General features: G+C 73.8%; 17 protein-coding genes. 8 read left to right on the plus strand and 9 right to left on the minus strand.

The features are described 5' to 3' along the window. Positions 1 to 84: 84 nt before the first annotated feature. Positions 85 to 546, plus strand: a complete 462-nt coding sequence (locus ABB07_RS02380; RefSeq protein ID WP_208896994.1) for a hypothetical protein — start codon at positions 85 to 87, stop codon at positions 544 to 546. 33 nt (positions 547 to 579) lie between these two features. Here the strand turns inward: ABB07_RS02380 and ABB07_RS02385 are convergent, their stop codons facing one another. Together ABB07_RS02385 and ABB07_RS02390 are read right to left on the minus strand one after the other, a co-directional pair. Continuing rightward, positions 580 to 3,954 (minus strand): pyruvate carboxylase, encoded by a 3,375-nt coding sequence (locus tag ABB07_RS02385; protein WP_208896995.1) that lies wholly within the window; start codon positions 3,952 to 3,954, stop codon positions 580 to 582. A gap of 158 nt (positions 3,955 to 4,112) precedes the next feature. After that, entirely contained in the window at positions 4,113 to 5,030 is a 918-nt protein-coding gene (locus ABB07_RS02390; RefSeq protein ID WP_244189187.1) for a hypothetical protein, read from the minus strand. 513 nt (positions 5,031 to 5,543) lie between these two features. On the opposite strand from ABB07_RS02390, the gene ABB07_RS02395 reads away from it, so the two are divergent. Beyond that, the gene (locus tag ABB07_RS02395; protein WP_208896996.1) at positions 5,544 to 6,533 is read left to right on the plus strand and encodes an aldo/keto reductase; all 990 of its coding nucleotides are present in this window, start codon (positions 5,544 to 5,546) and stop codon (positions 6,531 to 6,533) included. Positions 6,534 to 6,682: 149 nt separating this feature from the next. After that, positions 6,683 to 6,826, plus strand: coding sequence for a hypothetical protein (locus ABB07_RS02400; RefSeq protein WP_208896997.1), 144 nt, complete (start codon positions 6,683 to 6,685; stop codon positions 6,824 to 6,826). Positions 6,827 to 7,170: 344 nt separating this feature from the next. Here ABB07_RS02400 and ABB07_RS02405 read toward each other — a convergent pair whose 3' ends face one another. Further along, a complete protein-coding gene (locus ABB07_RS02405) occupies positions 7,171 to 7,404 on the minus strand; it encodes a hypothetical protein (RefSeq protein WP_341845868.1) in 234 nt (77 codons plus the stop codon). Between the two features lie 342 nt (positions 7,405 to 7,746). Here ABB07_RS02405 and ABB07_RS02410 point away from each other — a divergent pair, with 342 nt between their 5' ends. Continuing rightward, the gene (locus tag ABB07_RS02410; protein ID WP_244189723.1) at positions 7,747 to 9,012 is read left to right on the plus strand and encodes an MFS transporter; all 1,266 of its coding nucleotides are present in this window, start codon (positions 7,747 to 7,749) and stop codon (positions 9,010 to 9,012) included. Between the two features lie 289 nt (positions 9,013 to 9,301). Here ABB07_RS02410 and ABB07_RS02415 read toward each other — a convergent pair whose 3' ends face one another. The 3 genes from ABB07_RS02415 to ABB07_RS02425 are packed head-to-tail and all read right to left on the minus strand — an operon-like array spanning position 9,302 to position 11,006. Beyond that, on the minus strand, positions 9,302 to 10,045 hold the full coding sequence (locus ABB07_RS02415) for a metallophosphoesterase family protein (protein WP_208896999.1): 744 nt from the start codon (positions 10,043 to 10,045) through the stop codon (positions 9,302 to 9,304). Then, positions 10,042 to 10,320 (minus strand): BON domain-containing protein, encoded by a 279-nt coding sequence (locus ABB07_RS02420; protein WP_055708869.1) that lies wholly within the window; start codon positions 10,318 to 10,320, stop codon positions 10,042 to 10,044. Before ABB07_RS02420 ends, ABB07_RS02415 begins: the two co-directional genes overlap by 4 nt. After that, on the minus strand, positions 10,317 to 11,006 hold the full coding sequence (locus ABB07_RS02425) for a nucleotidyltransferase family protein (protein WP_208897000.1): 690 nt from the start codon (positions 11,004 to 11,006) through the stop codon (positions 10,317 to 10,319). The genes ABB07_RS02420 and ABB07_RS02425 overlap by 4 nt, the downstream gene beginning before the upstream one ends. Positions 11,007 to 11,326: 320 nt before the next feature. Between ABB07_RS02425 and ABB07_RS02430 the strand changes: the two genes are divergently transcribed. Continuing rightward, positions 11,327 to 12,478, plus strand: a complete 1,152-nt coding sequence (locus ABB07_RS02430; RefSeq protein WP_208897001.1) for a PP2C family protein-serine/threonine phosphatase — start codon at positions 11,327 to 11,329, stop codon at positions 12,476 to 12,478. 99 nt (positions 12,479 to 12,577) lie between these two features. On the opposite strand, the gene ABB07_RS02435 is transcribed toward ABB07_RS02430, so the two are convergent. The 3 genes from ABB07_RS02435 to ABB07_RS02445 form a co-directional block, all read right to left on the minus strand. Beyond that, positions 12,578 to 13,078 (minus strand): hypothetical protein, encoded by a 501-nt coding sequence (locus ABB07_RS02435; RefSeq protein ID WP_208897002.1) that lies wholly within the window; start codon positions 13,076 to 13,078, stop codon positions 12,578 to 12,580. A 298-nt stretch (positions 13,079 to 13,376) separates the two neighbouring features. Next, positions 13,377 to 14,192: an SAM-dependent methyltransferase gene (locus tag ABB07_RS02440; RefSeq protein ID WP_208897003.1), complete on the minus strand. Its 816-nt coding sequence runs from the start codon at positions 14,190 to 14,192 to the stop codon at positions 13,377 to 13,379. Positions 14,193 to 14,249: 57 nt separating this feature from the next. Then, positions 14,250 to 15,125: a helix-turn-helix domain-containing protein gene (locus ABB07_RS02445; protein ID WP_208897004.1), complete on the minus strand. Its 876-nt coding sequence runs from the start codon at positions 15,123 to 15,125 to the stop codon at positions 14,250 to 14,252. A 984-nt stretch (positions 15,126 to 16,109) separates the two neighbouring features. Between ABB07_RS02445 and ABB07_RS40485 the strand changes: the two genes are divergently transcribed. The 3 genes from ABB07_RS40485 (at position 16,110) to ABB07_RS02460 (ending at position 18,454) form a co-directional block, all read left to right on the plus strand. Next, the gene (locus ABB07_RS40485; RefSeq protein ID WP_244189188.1) at positions 16,110 to 16,589 is read left to right on the plus strand and encodes an ATP-binding protein; all 480 of its coding nucleotides are present in this window, start codon (positions 16,110 to 16,112) and stop codon (positions 16,587 to 16,589) included. Between the two features lie 370 nt (positions 16,590 to 16,959). Then, positions 16,960 to 17,613, plus strand: a complete 654-nt coding sequence (locus ABB07_RS02455) for a GNAT family N-acetyltransferase (protein WP_244189189.1) — start codon at positions 16,960 to 16,962, stop codon at positions 17,611 to 17,613. Between the two features lie 40 nt (positions 17,614 to 17,653). Further along, on the plus strand, positions 17,654 to 18,454 hold the full coding sequence (locus ABB07_RS02460; protein WP_208897006.1) for an SAM-dependent methyltransferase: 801 nt from the start codon (positions 17,654 to 17,656) through the stop codon (positions 18,452 to 18,454). The last annotated feature ends 20 nt before the right edge of the window (positions 18,455 to 18,474 follow it).

Genomic DNA, 18,474 nt, shown 5'->3' on the forward strand with positions numbered 1-18,474 from the left:
CTGCGACCTGCGCGATTGGTGCAAACCGCCGCAGGGTCGTAGCGTCGAGTGGACGGTCGAACACAGCACAACGTGGGAGCGGCCATGCGTGGAGGACTGGTGGGAACGGCGGTCACCCTGGCGGCAGGAGCCCTGCTGACCACGGCGTTGACGACGGCCTCGGCCAGTCCCCCGACCCCTCCCGGGACCGGTGCGCAGGCCGGTCCGGCCCGGCCCGTGCTGGTCGACTGCTTCTTCCACCGGAACGTCCGCCCGGCCGACTTCATCCTGGCCTGCGGCGACGGCAACAGCCGCCTCACCGGACTCCGGTGGTCCCAGTGGAGTCCGGACGGGGCGAAGGCCGTGGGCGTGAACTGGGTCAACGACTGCGACCCGTACTGCGCAGCCGGCACCTTCCACCGGTACCCGGTGGTCATCCGGCTCACCGGCGAGCAGCAGTGGAAGAAGCATCCGTCCTTCGAGCGCTACGCGCAGATCAGCCTGACCTACACCGGCGCCCGGCCGAAGGACTTCAACCAGGTCATGACCTACCCGCTCTGGGACTGACCCGGTCCCCTCCGGCCCGGCGCGCGCGGCGGCTCAGGCGAGCTCGACCAACAGGTCCCCGCCCTCCACCTGCTGGATGCGGTTGATGGCCAGGCGGGACACCCGGCCCGCCTTCGGCGCGGTGATGGTGGCCTCCATCTTCATCGCCTCGATGGTGGCCACGGTGGCACCGGCCGCGACCTCGTCGCCCTCGGCCACCGCCAGCGTCACCACACCGGCGAACGGCGCCGCCACATGGCCCGGGTTGGCGCGGTCGGCCTTCTCCGTCACCGGCACGTCCGAGGCCGCGTTCCGGTCGCGGACCTGGATGGGCCGCAGCTGGCCGTTGAGCGTGGACATCACCGTGCGCATGCCCCGCTCGTCGGCCTCGCCGATCGCCTGCAGCTCGATCAGCAGCCGCACGCCGGGCTCCAGGTCGACCGCGTACTCCTTGGCGGGCCGCAGCCCGTAGAAGAACGCCTTGCTGTCCAGCACGCTGGTGTCGCCGAAGGCCTGCCGGTGGGTGTCGAACTCCCGCGTCGGACCGGGGAACAGCAGCCGGTTGAGGGTAGCCCGGCGGTCCTTGGCCAGGCCCTCGCGGTCCTCGGCGGACAGCTCGGGCGCCGGCTTGGCAGCGCCCCGGCCCTGCAGCGCCTTGGTCCGGAACGGCTCCGGCCAGCCGCCGGGCGGGGTGCCCAGCTCGCCGCGCAGGAAGCCGATCACCGAGTCCGGGATGTCGAACCGGTCGGGCGTCTCCTCGAAGTCCTTCGGGGAGACCCCGGCGCCGACCAGGTGCAGGGCGAGGTCGCCGACCACCTTGGAGGACGGGGTGACCTTGACCAGGCGGCCGAGGATGCGGTCGGCGGCGGCGTACATCGCCTCGATGTCCTCGAAGCGGTCGCCGAGGCCGAGGGCGACGGCCTGCGTGCGCAGGTTGGACAGCTGGCCGCCGGGGATCTCGTGGTGGTAGACGCGGCCGGTCGGCGAGGCGAGGCCCGCCTCGAACGGGGCGTAGATCCTCCGCACGCCCTCCCAGTACGGCTCCAGCTCGCCGACGGCCCCGAGGTCCAGGCCGGTGGGACGGTCGGAGTGGTCGGTGGCGGCCACCAGCGCCGACAGGGACGGCTGGGAGGTCGTACCGGCCATCGAGGCCACCGCGCCGTCCACCGCGTCCGCGCCCGCCTGGATCGCGGCGAGGTAGGTGGCGAGCTGGCCGCCGGCCGTGTCGTGCGTGTGCAGATGCACGGGCAGGTCGAACTCGCGGCGCAGCGCGGAGACCAGCTTGGCGGCGGCCGGGGCGCGCAGCAGCCCGGCCATGTCCTTGATCGCGAGGACGTGCGCTCCGGCCTCGACGATCTGCTCGGCCAGGCGCAGGTAGTAGTCGAGGGTGTAGAGCCGCTCGGCCGGGTCGTTGAGGTCGGCGGTGTAGCAGAGGGCGACCTCGGCGATCGCGGTGCCGGTCTCGCGTACCGCGTCGATGGCGGGGCGCATCTGGCCGACGTCGTTCAGGGCGTCGAAGATGCGGAAGATGTCGATGCCGGTGGCGGCCGCCTCCTGCACGAAGGCGTCGGTCACCTCGGTCGGGTACGGCGTGTAGCCGACGGTGTTGCGGCCGCGCAGCAGCATCTGCAGACAGATGTTGGGCACCGCCTCGCGCAGGGCGGCCAGCCGCTCCCAGGGGTCCTCGGCGAGGAAGCGCAGCGCCACGTCGTAGGTGGCACCGCCCCAGCACTCCAGGGAGAGCAGCTGCGGCAGGGTGCGGGCGACGACCGGGGCGACGGCCAGCAGGTCCTTGGTGCGCACCCGGGTGGCGAGCAGGGACTGGTGGGCGTCGCGGAAGGTGGTGTCGGTGACGCCGATGGTCGGCGACTCGCGCAGCCGGCGGGCGAAGCCCTCGGGGCCGAGGTCCACCAGCAGCTGGCGGGAGCCGGCGGGCGGCTCGCCGGCGGGCAGCGGCGGCAGCTTGGTGACCGGGTCGAGCAGGTCGGGGCGTTCACCGTGCGGCTTGTTGACCGTCACGTCGGCGAGGTAGGTGAGCAGCTTGGTGCCGCGGTCGGCGGAGGAGCGCGCGGTCAGCAGGTGCGGGCGCTGCTCGATGAAGGACGTGGTGACCCGCCCCGCCTGGAAGTCCGGGTCGTCCAACACGGCCTGCAGGAAGGGGATGTTGGTGGCCACACCGCGGATGCGGAACTCGGCCACGGCACGCCGGGCCCGGCCGACGGCCGCCTTGAAGTCCCGGCCCCGGCAGGTGAGTTTGACCAGCATCGAGTCGAAGTGCGCGCTGATCTCCGTACCGGCGTGGGTCGTTCCGCCGTCCAGACGGATGCCGGAGCCGCCCGGGGAGCGGTAGGCGCTGATCCGGCCGGTGTCGGGGCGGAAGCCGTTGGCGGGGTCCTCGGTGGTGATACGGCACTGCAGGGCGGCGCCGCGCAGGGTGATGGTGTCCTGGGCGAGACCGAGGTCGGCGAGGGTCTCGCCGGAGGCGATCCGCAGCTGGGCCTGGACCAGGTCGACGTCGGTGACCTCCTCGGTCACGGTGTGCTCGACCTGGATGCGCGGGTTCATCTCGATGAAGACGTGGTTGCCGGCGGGATCGAGCAGGAACTCGACGGTGCCGGCGTTGCGGTAGCCGATCTCGCGGGCGAAGCGCACCGCGTCGTCGCAGATCCGCGCCCGTACCTCGGGGTCGAGATTGGGGGCGGGGGCGAGCTCGATGACCTTCTGGTGGCGGCGCTGGAGGGAGCAGTCGCGCTCGTAGAGGTGGATGACGTTGCCCTCGCCGTCGGCGAGGATCTGCACCTCGATGTGGCGCGGGTCGACGACGGCCTTCTCCAGGAAGACGGTCGGGTCGCCGAACGCGGCGTCGGCCTCGCGGGAGGCCGCCTCGATGGACTCGCGCAGCAGGGCGGGGTCCTCCACCCGGCGCATGCCGCGCCCGCCGCCGCCCGCGACGGCCTTGACGAAGACGGGGAAGCCGATCTCCTCGGCGGCGCGCACCAGTTCGTCCACGTCGGTGGACGGCTGGGACGAGCCGAGCACGGGTACGCCGGCCGCCCGGGCGGCGGCGACCGCGCGGGCCTTGTTGCCGGTCAGCTCCAGAGTGGCCGCGCTCGGGCCGACGAACGTGATGCCCGCCTCCTCGCAGGCACGCGCCAGCTCCGGGTTCTCGGACAGAAAGCCGTAACCGGGGTAGACGGCGTCGGCACCGGCCCGGCGGGCGGCCCCCACGATCTCCTCGACGGAGAGATAGGCCCGCACCGGATGCCCCGGCTCGCCGATCTCGTACGCCTCGTCGGCCTTCAGCCGGTGCAGCGAGTTGCGGTCCTCGTGCGGGAACACGGCGACGGTGCGCGCGCCGAGTTCGTAGCCCGCCCGGAACGCGCGGATCGCGATCTCTCCACGGTTGGCGACCAGCACCTTGCGGAACATCCTGGATTCCCTTCAGCTGCCCTGCCGGCGACGAACACCATGGTGTCAGCCCCGCCCTGCCGTACATCGCGGCCACCTTAGGGGGTGCTCGCGCGTGTCGACGTGCGACAACCATCACACCGGCCGGGTGGGCCGCGCCACAGGCACGCGCTGCGGGATCAGCACTCCAGGGAGCTCATCGCCGTGTCCTGCGCCCGCTCCCGCGACCGCTCCGGGCTCGCCGGCGCGGGCGCGGGCGCGATCCGGGGCGGCGTGGGCGCGGTCCGGGACGGCGTGGGCGCGGTCCGGGGCGGCGTGGGCGCGGGGATCACGGGTGGTTCCGTGGGCACGGGCCCGCGGTTCCGGACGGTCAGCAGCGTCCACATCCGGGCCCGCAGTCGTGCGCGGCGGCCGTGCAGCAGGCCGAGGACGATCGCCGAGGCCACCGCGATCAGGTGCTCGCGGCCGGCCAGGTTGGGGACGGCGACGGACTCCCACACCATCGAGCCGCCGGTCAGGGTGAACACCACGGGCGCGCGTTTGACCACCGAGAGATAGGTGAACAGGCCGACGACGGCAGCGGACGGTCCGGTGTCGAGCACCTGCGCGTACGCGTGCGGCGCCCCCAGGCCCCACCAGCCGGGGCCCAGCGCGATCATCACGCGGGCGGTGAGCGTGCCGGCCACGGTGGTGGCGTAGGCGATCGCCAGCGTCCGGGCCCGGCCCAGGGCCAGTTCGGCCCAGGCGAAGGCGAGGAACAGCTGGGTGATGCCCGCCCACACCGGCAGATCGAGCGCCGGGACGTACAGCGACACGGGCGTGCGCAATAACGACAGCCACAGCGGCAGGTCGGCCCGGACGCCGCCGAGCCGCGTCACCCACAGCGCGCCGAGCCGGTACTGGGCGATGTCGTGGAAGAAGACGACGCCGAACGCGGCGACGCACGCCAGCAGCAGCGCGGACAGCCCCCGTCGGACAAGCCGCCGTACCGGTTCGACGACGATGGCGTGCCACTCGCCCCGCAGCGTGCGCCCGGTGAACCGGGCCAGCCGTGCGAGCAGTGCGCGGCACCACTCGATGCGCGCTTCAGACGTCATGAGGCACGGCAGCCCATCGCCTTCGGCTCCCCCGTCATGTCCATCGCCCCCTTCACCCCGATGCGGGTGTTCCCGTTTCGGCGTGTTTCTTCGTCATTCAACCGTTTCAGCGCGCCGCTGTCGTTCCGACATGCGCCCGGTCCCTCCCCCCGTGTGGGTCTCTGTGGTGGTGAGACCCGATCGGTGACAGTTCAGCGAGCCGGAAGGCGGTCGTCAAGATCCTTTACGGATGCGTGGGGGTGTGGGAAGACCCACACCCCCACAGCGCCGGAATCCGGGCCCGAGAGGCAACCTGCGCCCCCTTGGATCCGTCCTCCAGGGCAGGCCCCTTGAACGGCTCGGTGGGGTGCGCGGTGTGGCTGGATTCCCGGCCGGGCTCGGAGCGTTGCTTGACTTGGAGAGCGCTCGAACTCGTAGCGTCGCAGGCGTACGGCACGTGAGGGCTCCGCGCGGGCTCCGGCTGCGTGGCGTACGGAGTGACCACCGAGTGTGCGGGAAGGGCTGGGACACCACATGCAGAAGCGCAGTCTGCGGGACCTCGAGGTATCGGCCCTCGGCCTTGGATGTATGGGAATGTCCGCCTTCTACGGCTCCGCCGACCAGGAGGAGGGCATCGCGACCATCCGGCGGGCCCTGGAACTGGGGATCGACTTCCTCGACACCGCGCAGGTGTACGGCCCGCTGACCAACGAGTCACTGGTCGGCGAGGCGATCCGCGGGCACCGCGACGAGTACGTGATCGCGACCAAGTTCAACTACCGGATGGACAACGCCGTACCGGGCGACATGAGCACGGTCGGCCGGCAGGACGGCTCCGCCGAGCACGTGCGCGAGTCGATCCACGGCTCGCTGCAGCGGCTGGGCACCGACCACATCGACCTGTACTACCAGCACCGGGTCGACCCGGACGTGCCCATCGAGGAGACGGTCGGCGCGCTCGGCGAGCTGGTCGCCGAGGGCAAGGTGCGGCACATCGGCCTGAGCGAGGCGAGCGCGGAGACCATCCGGCGGGCGCACGCCGTGCATCCGATCACGGCCGTGCAGAGCGAGTACTCGCTGTGGACGCGGGACGTGGAGGCCGAGGTGCTGCCGGCCTGCCGGGAGCTGGGCATCGGCTTCGTGCCGTACTCCCCGCTGGGCCGCGGCTTCCTGGCCGGCCGCTTCAGCTCCCCGGACGAACTGGACGCGAACGACTGGCGCCGGGAGAACCCCCGCTTCACCGACGCCAATCTGGAGGCGAACCTGCGGCTGGCGGCGAAGGTGAAGGAGATCGCCGCCGAGAAGGACGTCACGCCGGCCCAGCTCGCCATCGCCTGGGTGCTGGCCCAGGGCGAGGACCTGGTGCCGATCCCGGGCACCAAGCGGCGCAGTTACCTGGAGCAGAACGCCGGCGCGGTCGGTATCGAGCTGAGCAAGGAGGACTTGGCCCGCATCGACGCGGAGCTGCCCCAGGCCGCGGGTGAGCGCTACGACGAGGCGGGCATGCGCACCGTCGACCGCTGAGCGCCTCGGCGGGTGCCGGGGTCCGCCGTCCGGCGACCGCGGCGTCATCGTGGCCGGCCGCGCCGACGCGCGTCCCGGAGCCCACCGGCGGTGACTGGTCGCGGGCGGCCGTCGCGGTGGTACGGGAGCTGTCCGGGGCGCCGGACATCATGCGGCCCCCGCGCGAGCCGGGCGCCGACCGGGCGCTGCTGCCGGCCATCGCGGCGGGCGCGGTGGCGGGCACGGTGACGAAGAGCGCGCCCCGGCTGCCGGCGGAGGCGGAGGTGCTGGACCTGCCGACGCGGGGGTACTGAGCGTGCCCGTCGGCGCGGGCCGGCTCGGGGCGGCGAGTGACGGCGCGGGCCGGGGCGTAGGGGGTCCGCCGCTGCCGGCCAGAACGTACTGGACGACTCGTCTACTGAGCGTGCGCGTCAGCGCGGGCGGCTCGGGGCGGCGGGTGACGGCGCGGGCCGGGGCGTACGGGGGTCCGCCGCTGCCGGCCAGAACGTGCTGGACGACTCGGCTCCGGGCTCGGCTCAGCCGTGCGAGCCGGGCTGGGTGGTGTCGCTGTCCCGCTCCCGGCGCCATCGCCCCGTCGCCACCGCGAGGTCCGGTGCCGCCACCGACGTGAGGAGACCGCACACCGCCGCGAGGACGGTCAGCGGGCCGCGGGCCGGGCTGTCGCCGGGACCGGCGTGCGCCGCCCGGATGGTGAAGCCGGCCGTCGCCGCGCGAACAGCGGCAGGAAGACGGCGGACAGCAGGCGGCGCAGCCGCGGGGCGCTGCGCGCGGTGGCCGGTTCGGTGCCGGTGCGCGGGAGACGGTGACCGAACGCTCCGGAGCGTGACCGGGGGTCCGGCAGCGCGGCGCGCCCGTGGCGCTCGTCACGCATGAGGGACTCCTTCGGCCGGACGTGCAGGACTTGCCGGATGGCTGTGAGGAAGCACACGCGCGGCCCAAGTGACGTACCCGCACGGGCCCTTGGCCTTTTCGCCGCGCGGTCGGCAGGCGCCGTCCCGGCCACTGTGCCCTCCCGTCTGCCACGATGGACGGCGCCCCGACCGGGCGACCCGGCCGTGCAGCGCAGCCGGTCCGACGGGTTCCGCCGGTCCCTCTCCCCGACCACCTGGTTGTCGAGTACCCCCCTGTGTCTGCTGCCCCCTCCCTGACCACACCCGTGCCCGGTCCCGCGCCCGCCTCGCGGTCGCCGTGGCGATCCCTGCGGCACCGCGGCATGCGCTGGTGGTCGGCCGCGAACCTCGTCTCCAACGCCGGCACCTGGATGCAGCTCACGGTGCAGAACCTGCTCGTGCTGCAGATCACCGGTTCCGCGGCGGCCACCGGCCTGTCGATCTCGGTGCAGGCCGCGCCGGCACTGTTCGTGAGCCTGCTCGGCGGCGCCGCCGTGGACCGCTGGCCCCGGAAGCTGACGGTCGCGGTGAGCCAGGCGCTGCTCGGCGCCGTCGCGTTCACCACGGCGCTGCTGGTGGCGCTCGACCGGATCGACATGCCGGCGCTGCTGGTGCTGGCCGCCGTGACCGGCGTCATCGCCACCGTCGACGGGCCGGCGTGTGCGCTGCTCGGCAACGACCTCGTGCCCCGGGAGGACGTGCCGTCGGCGATCGGTGTGGGCGCCCTCGTGCACAGCGCGGGGCGGCTGGCCGGCACGGCGCTCGCCGGGGTGACCGTCGGTTTCCTCGGCACGGGCGCCGCGTACGCCGCCAACGGGCTGTCGTTCCTGTTCGTGGCGTCGGTCGTGCCCTTCCTGCGGCCCGTTCACGGGGCGGTGGCCGAGCACCGGACCGGGACCGAGCCGACGGCCGGGGCGCGTGCCGTCCCGGCGCCCGCGGAGCTGAGCGTGCGGGAGGGGCTGCGGTTCTTCGTGCGCCGGCCCCGTCTGATGGCCCTCGCCGGGATCACCGGCATCAGCTCGGTCTTCGGCCGCAACTACGGCCTCACCCTCGCCGTCCTCGTCACCGGGCCGCTCGCGGGCGGCGCCGGGTCGTTCGGCACCGTCTCCACGGTGCTGGCGGTCGGCGGCATCATCGGCGCGATCCTCGGCGCCCGGCTGCGCAGGCCCTCCGTACGGACCGTGGGTCTGCTCGCGGCGGCGGGCGCCCTCCTCCAGGTGGTCGCGGGACTGTCGCCCTCGCTGGCCGTGCTGATGGTGCTGGTGCTGCCCATGGCCGTGGTGGAGTCCGTCTCCGACACCGCGGGCACGGCCGTCCTGCAGACCGACCCGCCGGCCCATCTACGCGGCCGGGTCCTCGGCGTGTGGAGCAGCATCGGCACGGTGTGGAGCCTCGGCGGACCGCCCCTGCTGGGCCTGCTCATGGAGTGGGCCGGCGCGCGCGGCGCCCTGGTCGCCGGCGGCCTCCTCATCGCCGGGTCGATCGGCGCGGGCCTGCTGGTCCGGCGGCGCGGCGGACTGACGCCGGTGACCGTGCCCACGAAGGACGGCGACGTGACCGGCCGCGAGGCACTGAGCACGGCCGCCTGACCGGCCGGCAGGCACACGGCACCGCCCTCAGCCGGCTGGGGAGCGGCGCTATATCGGCCCCGTGTCGCGGGGAGGTGCGCTGGGCGGGCGGTGGGCGGCGTCACTCCGGCCCGTGGGGCGGGGTCACTCCGCTCCGTGAGGCGGGGCACTCCGGTCGGTCCGCGGGGCGGGGCACTCCGGTCCGCGGGGCGAGGCACTCCGGTCGGTCCGTGGGGCGGGGCACTCCGGTCCGCACGGCGGGGCACTCCGGTCCGCAGGGCGGGGGTCACTCCGGTCCGCAGGGCGGGGGTCACTCCGGTCCGTGCTCCTCGTGGCCCGGCAGGTTGTACACGTGGAAGGCCTGGCCGATGACCGGCTGGGCCACGTTCCGCACGCGGACGCCGCCGCTGGTCATGCCGTGCTCCGTGCCGGCGTGGGCATGACCGTGGACGGCGAGGTCGGCGCCGGCGGTGTCGATGGCCTCCGCGAGCAGGTAGCTGCCGAGGAACGGGTAGATCTCCGGCGGCTCCCCGGCCAGGGTGTCCGGCACGGGCGAGAAGTGCGTGAGGGCGATCCGCACATCGCAGTTCCGGTCGGCCAGGTCCTTCAGGGCGCCGTGCAGGCCGTCGGCGCACCGGCGGCTGTAGCGGACGAACTCCTTCATGAGCGGTTCGCCGAACTCCCCGGCGCAGCGCCCGACGAATCCGCCGCCGAAGCCCTTGGTCCCGGCGACCCCGATCCGGGCCGCACCGGCGTTGACGACGGCGGCCTGGCCCTCCAGGACGTGGGCGCCGGCGTCGCGCAGGATCGCGGTGACGTCGTCGGGCCGCTCGTCGTGGTGGTCGTGGTTGCCCAGGACGGCGACGACCGGCACCCCCAGGTCCTTGATCTCCCGCGCGACGACCGCGGCCTCCTCGGGTGTGCCGTGCCGGGTGAGGTCGCCGGCGAGCAGCAGGACGTCGGCGCACCCGGGCAGCGTCTCGAACGAGGGGCGCAGCATGCCCTGGCTCTCGGGGCCCATGTGGATGTCCCCGACGGCCGCGACGCGGATCATGTCAGGTCCTCCCCGTGATCGGGCGAGGAGGTCCCGGCGACGAGGATGTCGCAGTGGACCGGATGCCCCGCCAGCTCCTCGCGGGCCGTGTGGCAGATCTCGTCCCGGCACTGGGCGGACGGCACGGTGCCGGTCAGCAGGATGGCGTCGCCGCGCAGCTCCAGCCGTACGCCCAGTTCGCCGAGGTCCCCGGCGGCCAGGCGCTCGGCGAGGTGGGCGACGCGGTAGTCCAGGTTGCCGGCCGCGGGCGGGGGCGGCGGGCTCGTGTCGGTCATGGCTGCCCCTCCTGGGGGTCGATCACGTTCAGCCGTTCGAGGAGGAAGAGGAAGGCGGCCGGCATCGGCTGGTCGCCGCAGGCCGCCCGGAGCGCGTCCCAGTCGACCTTCTCGCGGACGGCGCGGGCCACCGGCAGGACGGCCCCGAAATCGCAGTAGTGCTCCGAGAACGCGCTGACCAGGCTGTGGATCAGGTCGGTCGGGGCGAGGACGGGCATCAGCACCGAGTCGACCGGCAGCACATGGGCGCGGTCGAGCATCTCCGCGGTGACGGGCTGGTGCGCGAGGGCGAAGATGATGTCGATGTTCTGCCCACGGCAGGTGGTCTTCAGCAGCCAGTCCTCGGGCGGGGTCCGGACGGGCAGCCCGGCCTCGCGCAGGGTGGCCGCCACCGCCTCGGCGTCGTCGGGCAGCACACAGAAGTCGGCGTCGTGCTGGAGGTAACGGCTGCCGCCGTGGGCGTAGACGGCCACGCTGCCGGCGAGCGCGAAGCGATGGCCGGCGCGTTTGAGCAGGGCGCCGATCTCCTTGGTGGCCTCCAGGATCGCCTGGCTGCGGTCCTGCGGCAGCTCCGGCTGTCCCGGTGCGGAGGTGGTGACGGGCTGGTCCGGTCCGCCCCCGGCGAGGCGCAGCTCGGCGACCTCCGGTCGCCGGAGTGGGGCGGTACCCTCCCCGTTCTGCGTCATGACGTCTCCGTTCGCGGCCCCGGCACCCCCGGGTCGGCCGGTCCGGGCCCGGGGGTCGTACGGGTACCCGGCGCGACCACACCGACACGCGGCCCCGGACCCACGACCAGCGCCGGAGTGCGGGGGCCGGCGCCGGAGTGCCGGGGCCGGGAGTCGCACCGCGGAGCAGGACGTCGCTGCGACGCCGCACATGACCGGGCACACCGCGGCCCCCCGTGCCTCGTACCTCACGGCCCTGCCCGGACCCCCTTCACCAATGGCCGACGGCCGTACCGAGACGCTGGCGTGCGTCGCGTCCGGCCCGGGCGCAGGCTGTAGGCATGGGTCTCCGGCTCAGGGCGGGTTCGCGGCAGCCGTGGCAGTCGGTACACGCTCTGCTGCTGCTCCCGGTCGTGCTCATCGTGGTGATCACCGTGGTGGACACGCAGACGCCCACCAATGTCCATCTGGGGCCGGCCCTGGTGATCGCGCCGGCGCTCACGGTGTCCTTCGCCGGGCCATGGACCACGGCGGCCGTCGGAGGGCTGGCCCTGGCCGCCCAGGTGCTCATCGGTGTGACGCACGGCGGGCTCGGCACCACGAACCACGTCGTGCAGATCATCACCCTCGCGGTGCTGACGGTGCTGCTGGTGCTCTACAGCGCGCTGCGGGAGCGGCGGCAGGCCCAGCTGGCCCAGGTCCGCACGGTCGCCGAGGCCGCGCAGCACGTGCTGATGTGGCCGCTGCCCGAGCAGATCGGCCCGCTGCGGATCGCCTCGCTGTACCTGGCGGCGGAGGACGAGGCGCAGATCGGCGGCGACCTGTACGCGGCGACCCGGTACGACGGCGGAGTACGGGTGCTGATCGGCGATGTGCGCGGCAAGGGCCTGTCCGCCATCGGCGAGGCCGCGCTGCTGCTCGGCGCGTTCCGGGAGAGCGCGCACCGGCACATCCCGCTGGCCGAGCTGGCCGCCCTGCTGGAGCAGAGCGTCACCCGGTACGCCGAGGACCTGGACCCGCCGGAGGAGGCGGGCGAGCGGTTCGCCACCGCGCTGCTGGTGGAGATCCCGGACCGGGACCCGGTGACCCGGATGACCAGTTGCGGCCATCCGCCGCCGCTGCTGCTGAGCCCCGGGCACGCCGTCACGGTCCCGAGCCTGCACCCGTCCCCGCCGCTCGGCGTGCACGGCGGCACCGACCACACGCTGGACGTGTTCTCCTTCGAGCCCGGTGACACCCTGCTGCTGTACACCGACGGCGTGGTGGAGGCCCGGGACGCCCAGGGCAGGTTCTATCCCCTGACCGAGCGGGTCGTGCACTGGACCGACGACAGCCCCGAGGCGCTGATGCACCATGTACGGCGGGATCTGCTGGCCCATGCGGGCGGCCGGCTGGGCGACGACGCCGCGCTCATCGCCGTGCACTGCACGAGCGCCGACCGCCGGCGCCACCACGGCCGTGCTGCCGGTCCGGACACCGTCCACCACCGTTGAGGACGGCCGCCCACTGCCACCGGCGCGGGCGGCACCGGCCGGTGTGGCGGGCGTGCGTCCCGCCCCGAGTGGGGCGGGGCGGGACCGCACGCCCCCCGGTCAGCGGACCGACTTGAGGTCGGTGATCTTCAGGGTCTTCAGGTCCGACTGGACGTCGATCCGGCTGACCTCGGCGTGCGGCCCGTCGCCCCAGGTGAGCGTGACCCGGCTGGTGGCGTGGCCGGCGCCGGAACCGGTGTACGTCACCTTCCACTTCACCGGCACGTTCTGCGCGAAGAGGATGCCGTCGGCGTGCTCCTTCTTCTCGAAGGCGGCGACCTTCTTCTGCGCGGCGGTGGAGAGGTAGAAGGCACGCAGCGCCTTGGCGGCGTCCCCGGCGGACCTGTCGTCGGTGGACCAGACGGCGTCGATGTAGGCGCCGTAGAAGTCGGCCACGTGCTGGGAGACGTTGCGCGGGTCGCCCTGGGCGGAGGACACGGCGGCGGCGCGGGTGCTGTGGTTCGCGCGGGCGCCCGCGAGGGCGGGCGTCACGGCGGCCAGGGTGAGGCCGCCGGTGAGGGCGACGGCGGTGATGAGGGTCTTGCGGCTGCGGACGGACATGGCCATTGGTCTTATTCCCCCGTTTTCTGCACGACCGGGCTGATCCCGGCCGTCGACGGCCCTTAAGACCTCATTTCCCTCGCGCCGGTTCCGCTTTCCCTCGGCTTTTTCCCATTCCACTCCCGGAACATGAGGCAGCCGGATGGTTGTGCCGGATTCCGGTCGTGTTTCCGCGTTCTTTCGGTCATTCCGCCACGGGCCTCCGGCGGGGGAAGGGCGGGGCCGGGGTCCGGGAGGTGGGTGCGGACCCCGGCCCCTGGTCTGTCACGGCGTGCGGCCGGTCACGGTTTGCGGGCGGTCACGGCTTGCGGGCGACCGCGCCGTACATCGCGATGTCCTCGTCGCGGATGTTCTGCTCGCCGGTGCCGTCGGGATGCCACTTGTGCACCTGGACGATGCCCGGCTCGACCAGCTGGAGGCCCTCGAAGAACTCATGGGCCTCGTCGAGGGTGCGCAGCCGCATCGGCATGTTGCGGGCCGCGTACTCGCGGGCGACCCGGCCCACCTCCTCGGGCGCGAACTCGGCGGTGCCGATGGACATCGCCAGATGGCTGCCGGACGGCAGCGGCTCCAGCAGCCGGCGTACGACACCGACCGCGTCGTCCGCGTCGAGCATGAAGTGGACGATGGCGATGACGGTGAGCGCGACCGGCCTGTCCAGGTCCAGGGTCTCGCGCAGCTCGGGTGCGTCGAGGATGGCCGCCGGATCCCGGAAGTCGGCTTCCAGGTACGAGGTCCGGCCCTCGGGGGCGCTGGCCAGCAGCCCCTGGGAGAGGGTCAGGACGATCGGGTCGTTGTCGACGTAGACCACCCGGGACTCGGGGGCCACGGCCTGGGCGATCTCGTGCAGGTTGGGCGAGGTGGGGATCCCGGTGCCGATGTCCAGGAACTGGCGCATGCCCGCCTCCTCGGCGAGCCAGCGCACGGCGCGGTTCATGAAGTCGCGGTTGGCGCGCATGTGGACCGGGAGCGCGGGCCACTCCCGGGCCATGGCGTCACCGGCCTGCTGGTCGGCGGGGTAGTAGTCCTTGCCGCCAAGGATGTAGTCGTAGATGCGGGCGGAGTGGGCGTTCTCGGTATCGATGCGGTCGGCCGGCCATCCGTTGTCGGGCAACGCCGTGTCTCCCATTCGGTCGGGGGGTGGGGGCTCGCGTACGAACAGGTGGGTGCGTCACAGCTCCTTGCGGATCGCGCCGAGCAGGGCCTCGGTCCTCCGGGCCGGCGCCGCCTGGGCGCCGAGCCGGTCCAGCGCCTCCCGGTACACCACGACGTCGTCGGCCTTGTCGAGGTAGACGGCCCCGACCAGGCCGTTGAGGTAGACGACGTCGGGCAGTTCGCGGGCCCGGAACCGGAAGAGGTGGTAGGCGCCCGCCCGCAGCGCCGGGTGGGGGCCGTTGCCGAACGGCATGAGCTGGAGGGTGACATGGGGCAGCCGGTTCACCTCCAGGAGGTGGTCGATCTGCGCCCGCATCACCTCAGGTCCGCCGACCGGCCAGCGCAGCACCGTCTCGTCCATCACCACCCACACGCGCGGCGGCGTCGTCCGGGCCAGCAGTTCCTGGCGGCGCATGCGCAGCGCGACCCGGCGCTCGGTGGCCTCGGCGGAGGCGTGCGGATGGTCCGCGCCGAGGAGGGCGCGGGCGTAGTCCTCGGTCTGCAGCAGGCCGTGCACGAACTGGTTCTCGTACGCGCGGATCTGCAACGCGGCCTGTTCCAGGCTGAGATACGCGGCGAACCAGTCGGGCATCACATCGCGGTAGGTGTGCCACCAGCCGCGCTTGTTGGCCTCGCGCACGGACTTCAGGAAGGTGTCGATCTCGTCCTGGTCGGTGACGCCGTAGACCTGGAGCAGCTTCTCGGCGTCCGCGAGGCGCAGCCGGGCCACCTTGGCGGCCTCCATGCGGCGGATCGTGGAGTGGCTGACCCCGATGGCGGCGCCCGCCTCGGCGTAGCCGAGGCCGGCCCGGGTGCGCAGCTCCTCCAGCTGCCGGCCGAGGATCATGCGCAGGACGGAGGGGGCGCCGCCCCAGTCGGTCTCCGCGGTCATGCCCCACACCCCCTCACCAGGTCACGGGAACACCGTCGCACACGGTTGGCTGTCCCGGGGCCATTCGATCACGTTCTGGCCGGAGCAGCATGCACTTCACGACTTGCACATTTCAACTTGCCGGTTGCGGACCGTTGTTGGGCGATGCGAGAGTGGATTCACTGCTCCGGCCGACCGAAGGAGCAGGCGGCGCGGCCTGGTTGGGGGAGACCAGGGCCGCAGGACGGCCTCGTGGGAGGCGTGCCGTCCGCTGCGCACGGTCGGCCCGACACCGCAACCCCCCACACGAGGCCGGACGAAAGGCGTACGGCGATGGCTCCGCCCTCCCTCCCCCGACCGCTCCACCACGCACCCGCACACCGGAGCCCCGCCCAACCACCCCTGCCTTCCGCCCCGTTGCGCCTGCCGGCCGTACCCCGCGAGAACCGGCCCGCGGACCGCCATGACCAGCCCCCGGCTTCCGTCCAGCCCCGGCACCGGTCCCCCACCACCGGGGACCGACCGCACCCGGTCCCGGGCGGCGCAAACCAGCCAAACCGGAGCCTGGTCGGTACCGATCAGGCATGCACGACCCCACATGGCACAAACCGGTCGGAGCGGGCTCCGGACGGCGCCGACCGGCCGCAGCCGACGCCGGACAGCACCCGGGCCCTGGACAGCGCGGCCCACCCGACCCGGGCCCTGGACAGCACGGACCACCCGGGCTGGGCGCAGGACAACGGGGAACGACCGGACGGGTGCGCGGACGCCGCGGAGGAACCGCACCAGTGCGCGCACACGGCGGCGGACCTCCCCGACCGGCCCTCGAACGGCACCGAGGCCTGTCAACGCCCTGCCCCGGACGACACCGGAAACCGCCCACTCCCCGCCCCGCGCGACACCGGAAAGCGCCCACTCCCCGCCGCGCGCGACACCGGGAACCACCCACTCCCCACCCAGGAGACCCTGGAGCGTGCGCACCGGCCGCCGGTCCCGGCCGGTGTGGTGAGACCACCCGGAGGCGGGCGTCCCGGTCGACTCCCTGGGCCCCTCGGCCCCGACCGGCCCGCCTCCGGGGACGCGCTCGCCCGCTCAGCCGCCGCGTTCGACCTGCCCGCGCAGCCGGCGGCCGTCGGCACGGCCCGGCGCGTCGTACGGGACCTGCTGTCCGCGTGGGGCGTGCCGGGCGGCACCCGGGACGACGCGGTCCTGGTGACCTCGGAGCTGGTCACGAACGCCCTCGTGCACGCGGCCGGTGAGCGGATCACGTGCCGGCTGCACGGTACGGCGGACCGGATACGGATCGAGGTCGAGGACCAGGACGGCGGCCCCACCCGTCCGGCGGCGCGCCGCCCCGGAGCCGACGACCAGCACGGGCGCGGGCTCTTCCTGGTCGACGCGCTGTGCCGCGACTGGGGGGTGACGCCGGTGCCCGGCCGGCCCGCCCGGGTCGTCTGGGCGGAGCTGCCGTCCGGCCGCGGCTGACACCACGACCGCCGCCCCCACGCGACCACCCACGGACCATCCCCCACCAGTCCGAAGGACGCCCATGCACGCCATCGCTCCCGCCGCCGCCCCCGCCCCGGCGCCGTCCGCCGACCCGTCCTGGACCCGGACCCGCCCCAAGCCGGGCTCCCAGGAGCAGGCCGGCTGACCCCGGGCCGCCCCACCACCGCGCCGATTCCGTCATCACTCTCCCGTCCCAAAACCACCCCCGCCCACACCCCACCCGCGCCCGAACCCCGGTACATTCGCCGCCGGTGCGGGTCGTCCGCATCCCTCGGGGCCCGACGTCCGTACGGGTTCCGTGGCCGTCTCGCGGGCCGTTCCACCGGGGGTGCGCATGGTCTGGTCGGTGATCCGCCGGAGGCGGGCCGCCACGGCCGGGCTGCCCGTGCCCGGGCGGTGCGGGCCCGAGGCCGGCCGGCATGTCCTCGCCACGGAACGGCTGTTGCTGTTCACGCCGCGGACCCGGCTGGACGTCGCGGCGGCCCTGGCCGCCAGCGCGGACGCCGAGGCGCAGCGCTGGCTCGGCACCCAGGCGGACGAGGTCCTGCCGGACCCCGGCACCCGCAGGGCCCTGCTCGCCTGGCGGCCGGCCGGTGACGACGGCCGCCGGGTGCCCCGGAAACTGGCCCAGCCCTACGCACCCGGCCCGGACGATCCCCTGCTGCTGGTCTGCGTGCGCAGGTCGGACCTCGGCTATGCCGGTGCCCTGGAACTGGAGCACCGCACGGGCGAGATGGGCGGCTGGCTGGCGCCGGCCTGCCGCGGCCAGGGCCTGGGCGCGGAGCTGTTCCGCGCGGGGGCCGCGCTCGCGCACACCCACGCCGGACTGACCACGGTCCGGGCGGGCGCGGAGCCCGGGAACACCGCGAGCCGACGGGCCCTGGCCCGGGCCGGCTTCGTACCGGACGAGGGACCGCCCCGGCACACCCTGCCCGACGGCCGCGTGGTCGAGACCGTCTGGCACCGTCACGACAGCGCGGCAGCCGCGCGCTGCCGCTGACGACCACCGATCACCCCCCACCCCTTCACGGAGAGCCGACGTGACAGACACCGGATTCAGCCCGGAACGGATCGACACCGGCAAGCCGCACTCGGCACGGATGTACGACTGGTACCTGGACGGCAAGGACCACTATGTCGTCGACGCCGAGGCCGCGGGGAAGGTGCTGGAGCTCTTCCCGGGCGTCAAGGACACGGCCTGGGCCAACCGCGAGTTCATGCACCGGGCCGCCCGTTTCGTGGCCGGCCAGGGCGTGGACCAGTTCCTGGACGTGGGCACCGGGATCCCCACCGAGCCGAACCTGCACCAGGTCGTCCAGGCCGTCACCCCGGGCGCGCGGGTAGTGTACGCGGACAACGACCCGATCGTGCTGCGGCACGCCGAGGCGTTGCTGCACGGCACGCCCGAGGGCCGTACCGCCTATCTGCACGCCGACGTCCGCGAGCCGGAGCGGATCGTGGAGTACGCCCGCGAGCATCTGGACCTCGACCGCCCGGTGGGCCTGTCGCTGATCGCCCTGCTGCCGTTCGTGACGGACGAGCAGGACCCGCACGGTGTCGTCCGGACCCTGCTGGAGCCGCTGCCGCCGGGCAGCTACCTGATGCTGTCCCACGGCGGCACGGAACTGTTCGACCCGGAGGTGTGGGGGCACATCGACGCCGTGTACCGCTCCGGGGGCACCTCGGTGCGGTTGCGGTCGTACGCCGACGTGGTCCGGTTCTTCGACGGGCTGGAGCTCACCGAGCCGGGTGTCGTCCAGGCCACCCACTGGCACCCGGAGCCGGGCATGCGGGTCCGCGCGGAGCAGCCGGTGTACGTGGGGGTGGCCCGCAAGCCCTGACCGTCCCGGCTCCCTGGCCG

This window comes from Streptomyces incarnatus, from assembly GCF_001027185.1.
Taxonomy (GTDB): domain Bacteria; phylum Actinomycetota; class Actinomycetes; order Streptomycetales; family Streptomycetaceae; genus Streptomyces; species Streptomyces puniciscabiei.

Bases quoted from the DNA above. Each gene is read 5' to 3' on its own strand.
- ABB07_RS02380 (WP_208896994.1), top strand. From the start codon at position 85: ATGCGTGGAGGACTGGTGGGAACGGCGGTCACCCTGGCGGCAGGAGCC.
- ABB07_RS02385 (WP_208896995.1), bottom strand. From the start codon at position 3,954: ATGTTCCGCAAGGTGCTGGTCGCCAACCGTGGAGAGATCGCGATCCGC.
- ABB07_RS02390 (WP_244189187.1), bottom strand. From the start codon at position 5,030: ATGACGTCTGAAGCGCGCATCGAGTGGTGCCGCGCACTGCTCGCACGG.
- ABB07_RS02395 (WP_208896996.1), top strand. From the start codon at position 5,544: ATGCAGAAGCGCAGTCTGCGGGACCTCGAGGTATCGGCCCTCGGCCTT.
- ABB07_RS02400 (WP_208896997.1), top strand. From the start codon at position 6,683: ATGCGGCCCCCGCGCGAGCCGGGCGCCGACCGGGCGCTGCTGCCGGCC.
- ABB07_RS02405 (WP_341845868.1), bottom strand. From the start codon at position 7,404: ATGCGTGACGAGCGCCACGGGCGCGCCGCGCTGCCGGACCCCCGGTCA.
- ABB07_RS02410 (WP_244189723.1), top strand. From the start codon at position 7,747: ATGCGCTGGTGGTCGGCCGCGAACCTCGTCTCCAACGCCGGCACCTGG.
- ABB07_RS02415 (WP_208896999.1), bottom strand. From the start codon at position 10,045: ATGATCCGCGTCGCGGCCGTCGGGGACATCCACATGGGCCCCGAGAGC.
- ABB07_RS02420 (WP_055708869.1), bottom strand. From the start codon at position 10,320: ATGACCGACACGAGCCCGCCGCCCCCGCCCGCGGCCGGCAACCTGGAC.
- ABB07_RS02425 (WP_208897000.1), bottom strand. From the start codon at position 11,006: ATGACGCAGAACGGGGAGGGTACCGCCCCACTCCGGCGACCGGAGGTC.
- ABB07_RS02430 (WP_208897001.1), top strand. From the start codon at position 11,327: ATGGGTCTCCGGCTCAGGGCGGGTTCGCGGCAGCCGTGGCAGTCGGTA.
- ABB07_RS02435 (WP_208897002.1), bottom strand. From the start codon at position 13,078: ATGTCCGTCCGCAGCCGCAAGACCCTCATCACCGCCGTCGCCCTCACC.
- ABB07_RS02445 (WP_208897004.1), bottom strand. From the start codon at position 15,125: ATGACCGCGGAGACCGACTGGGGCGGCGCCCCCTCCGTCCTGCGCATG.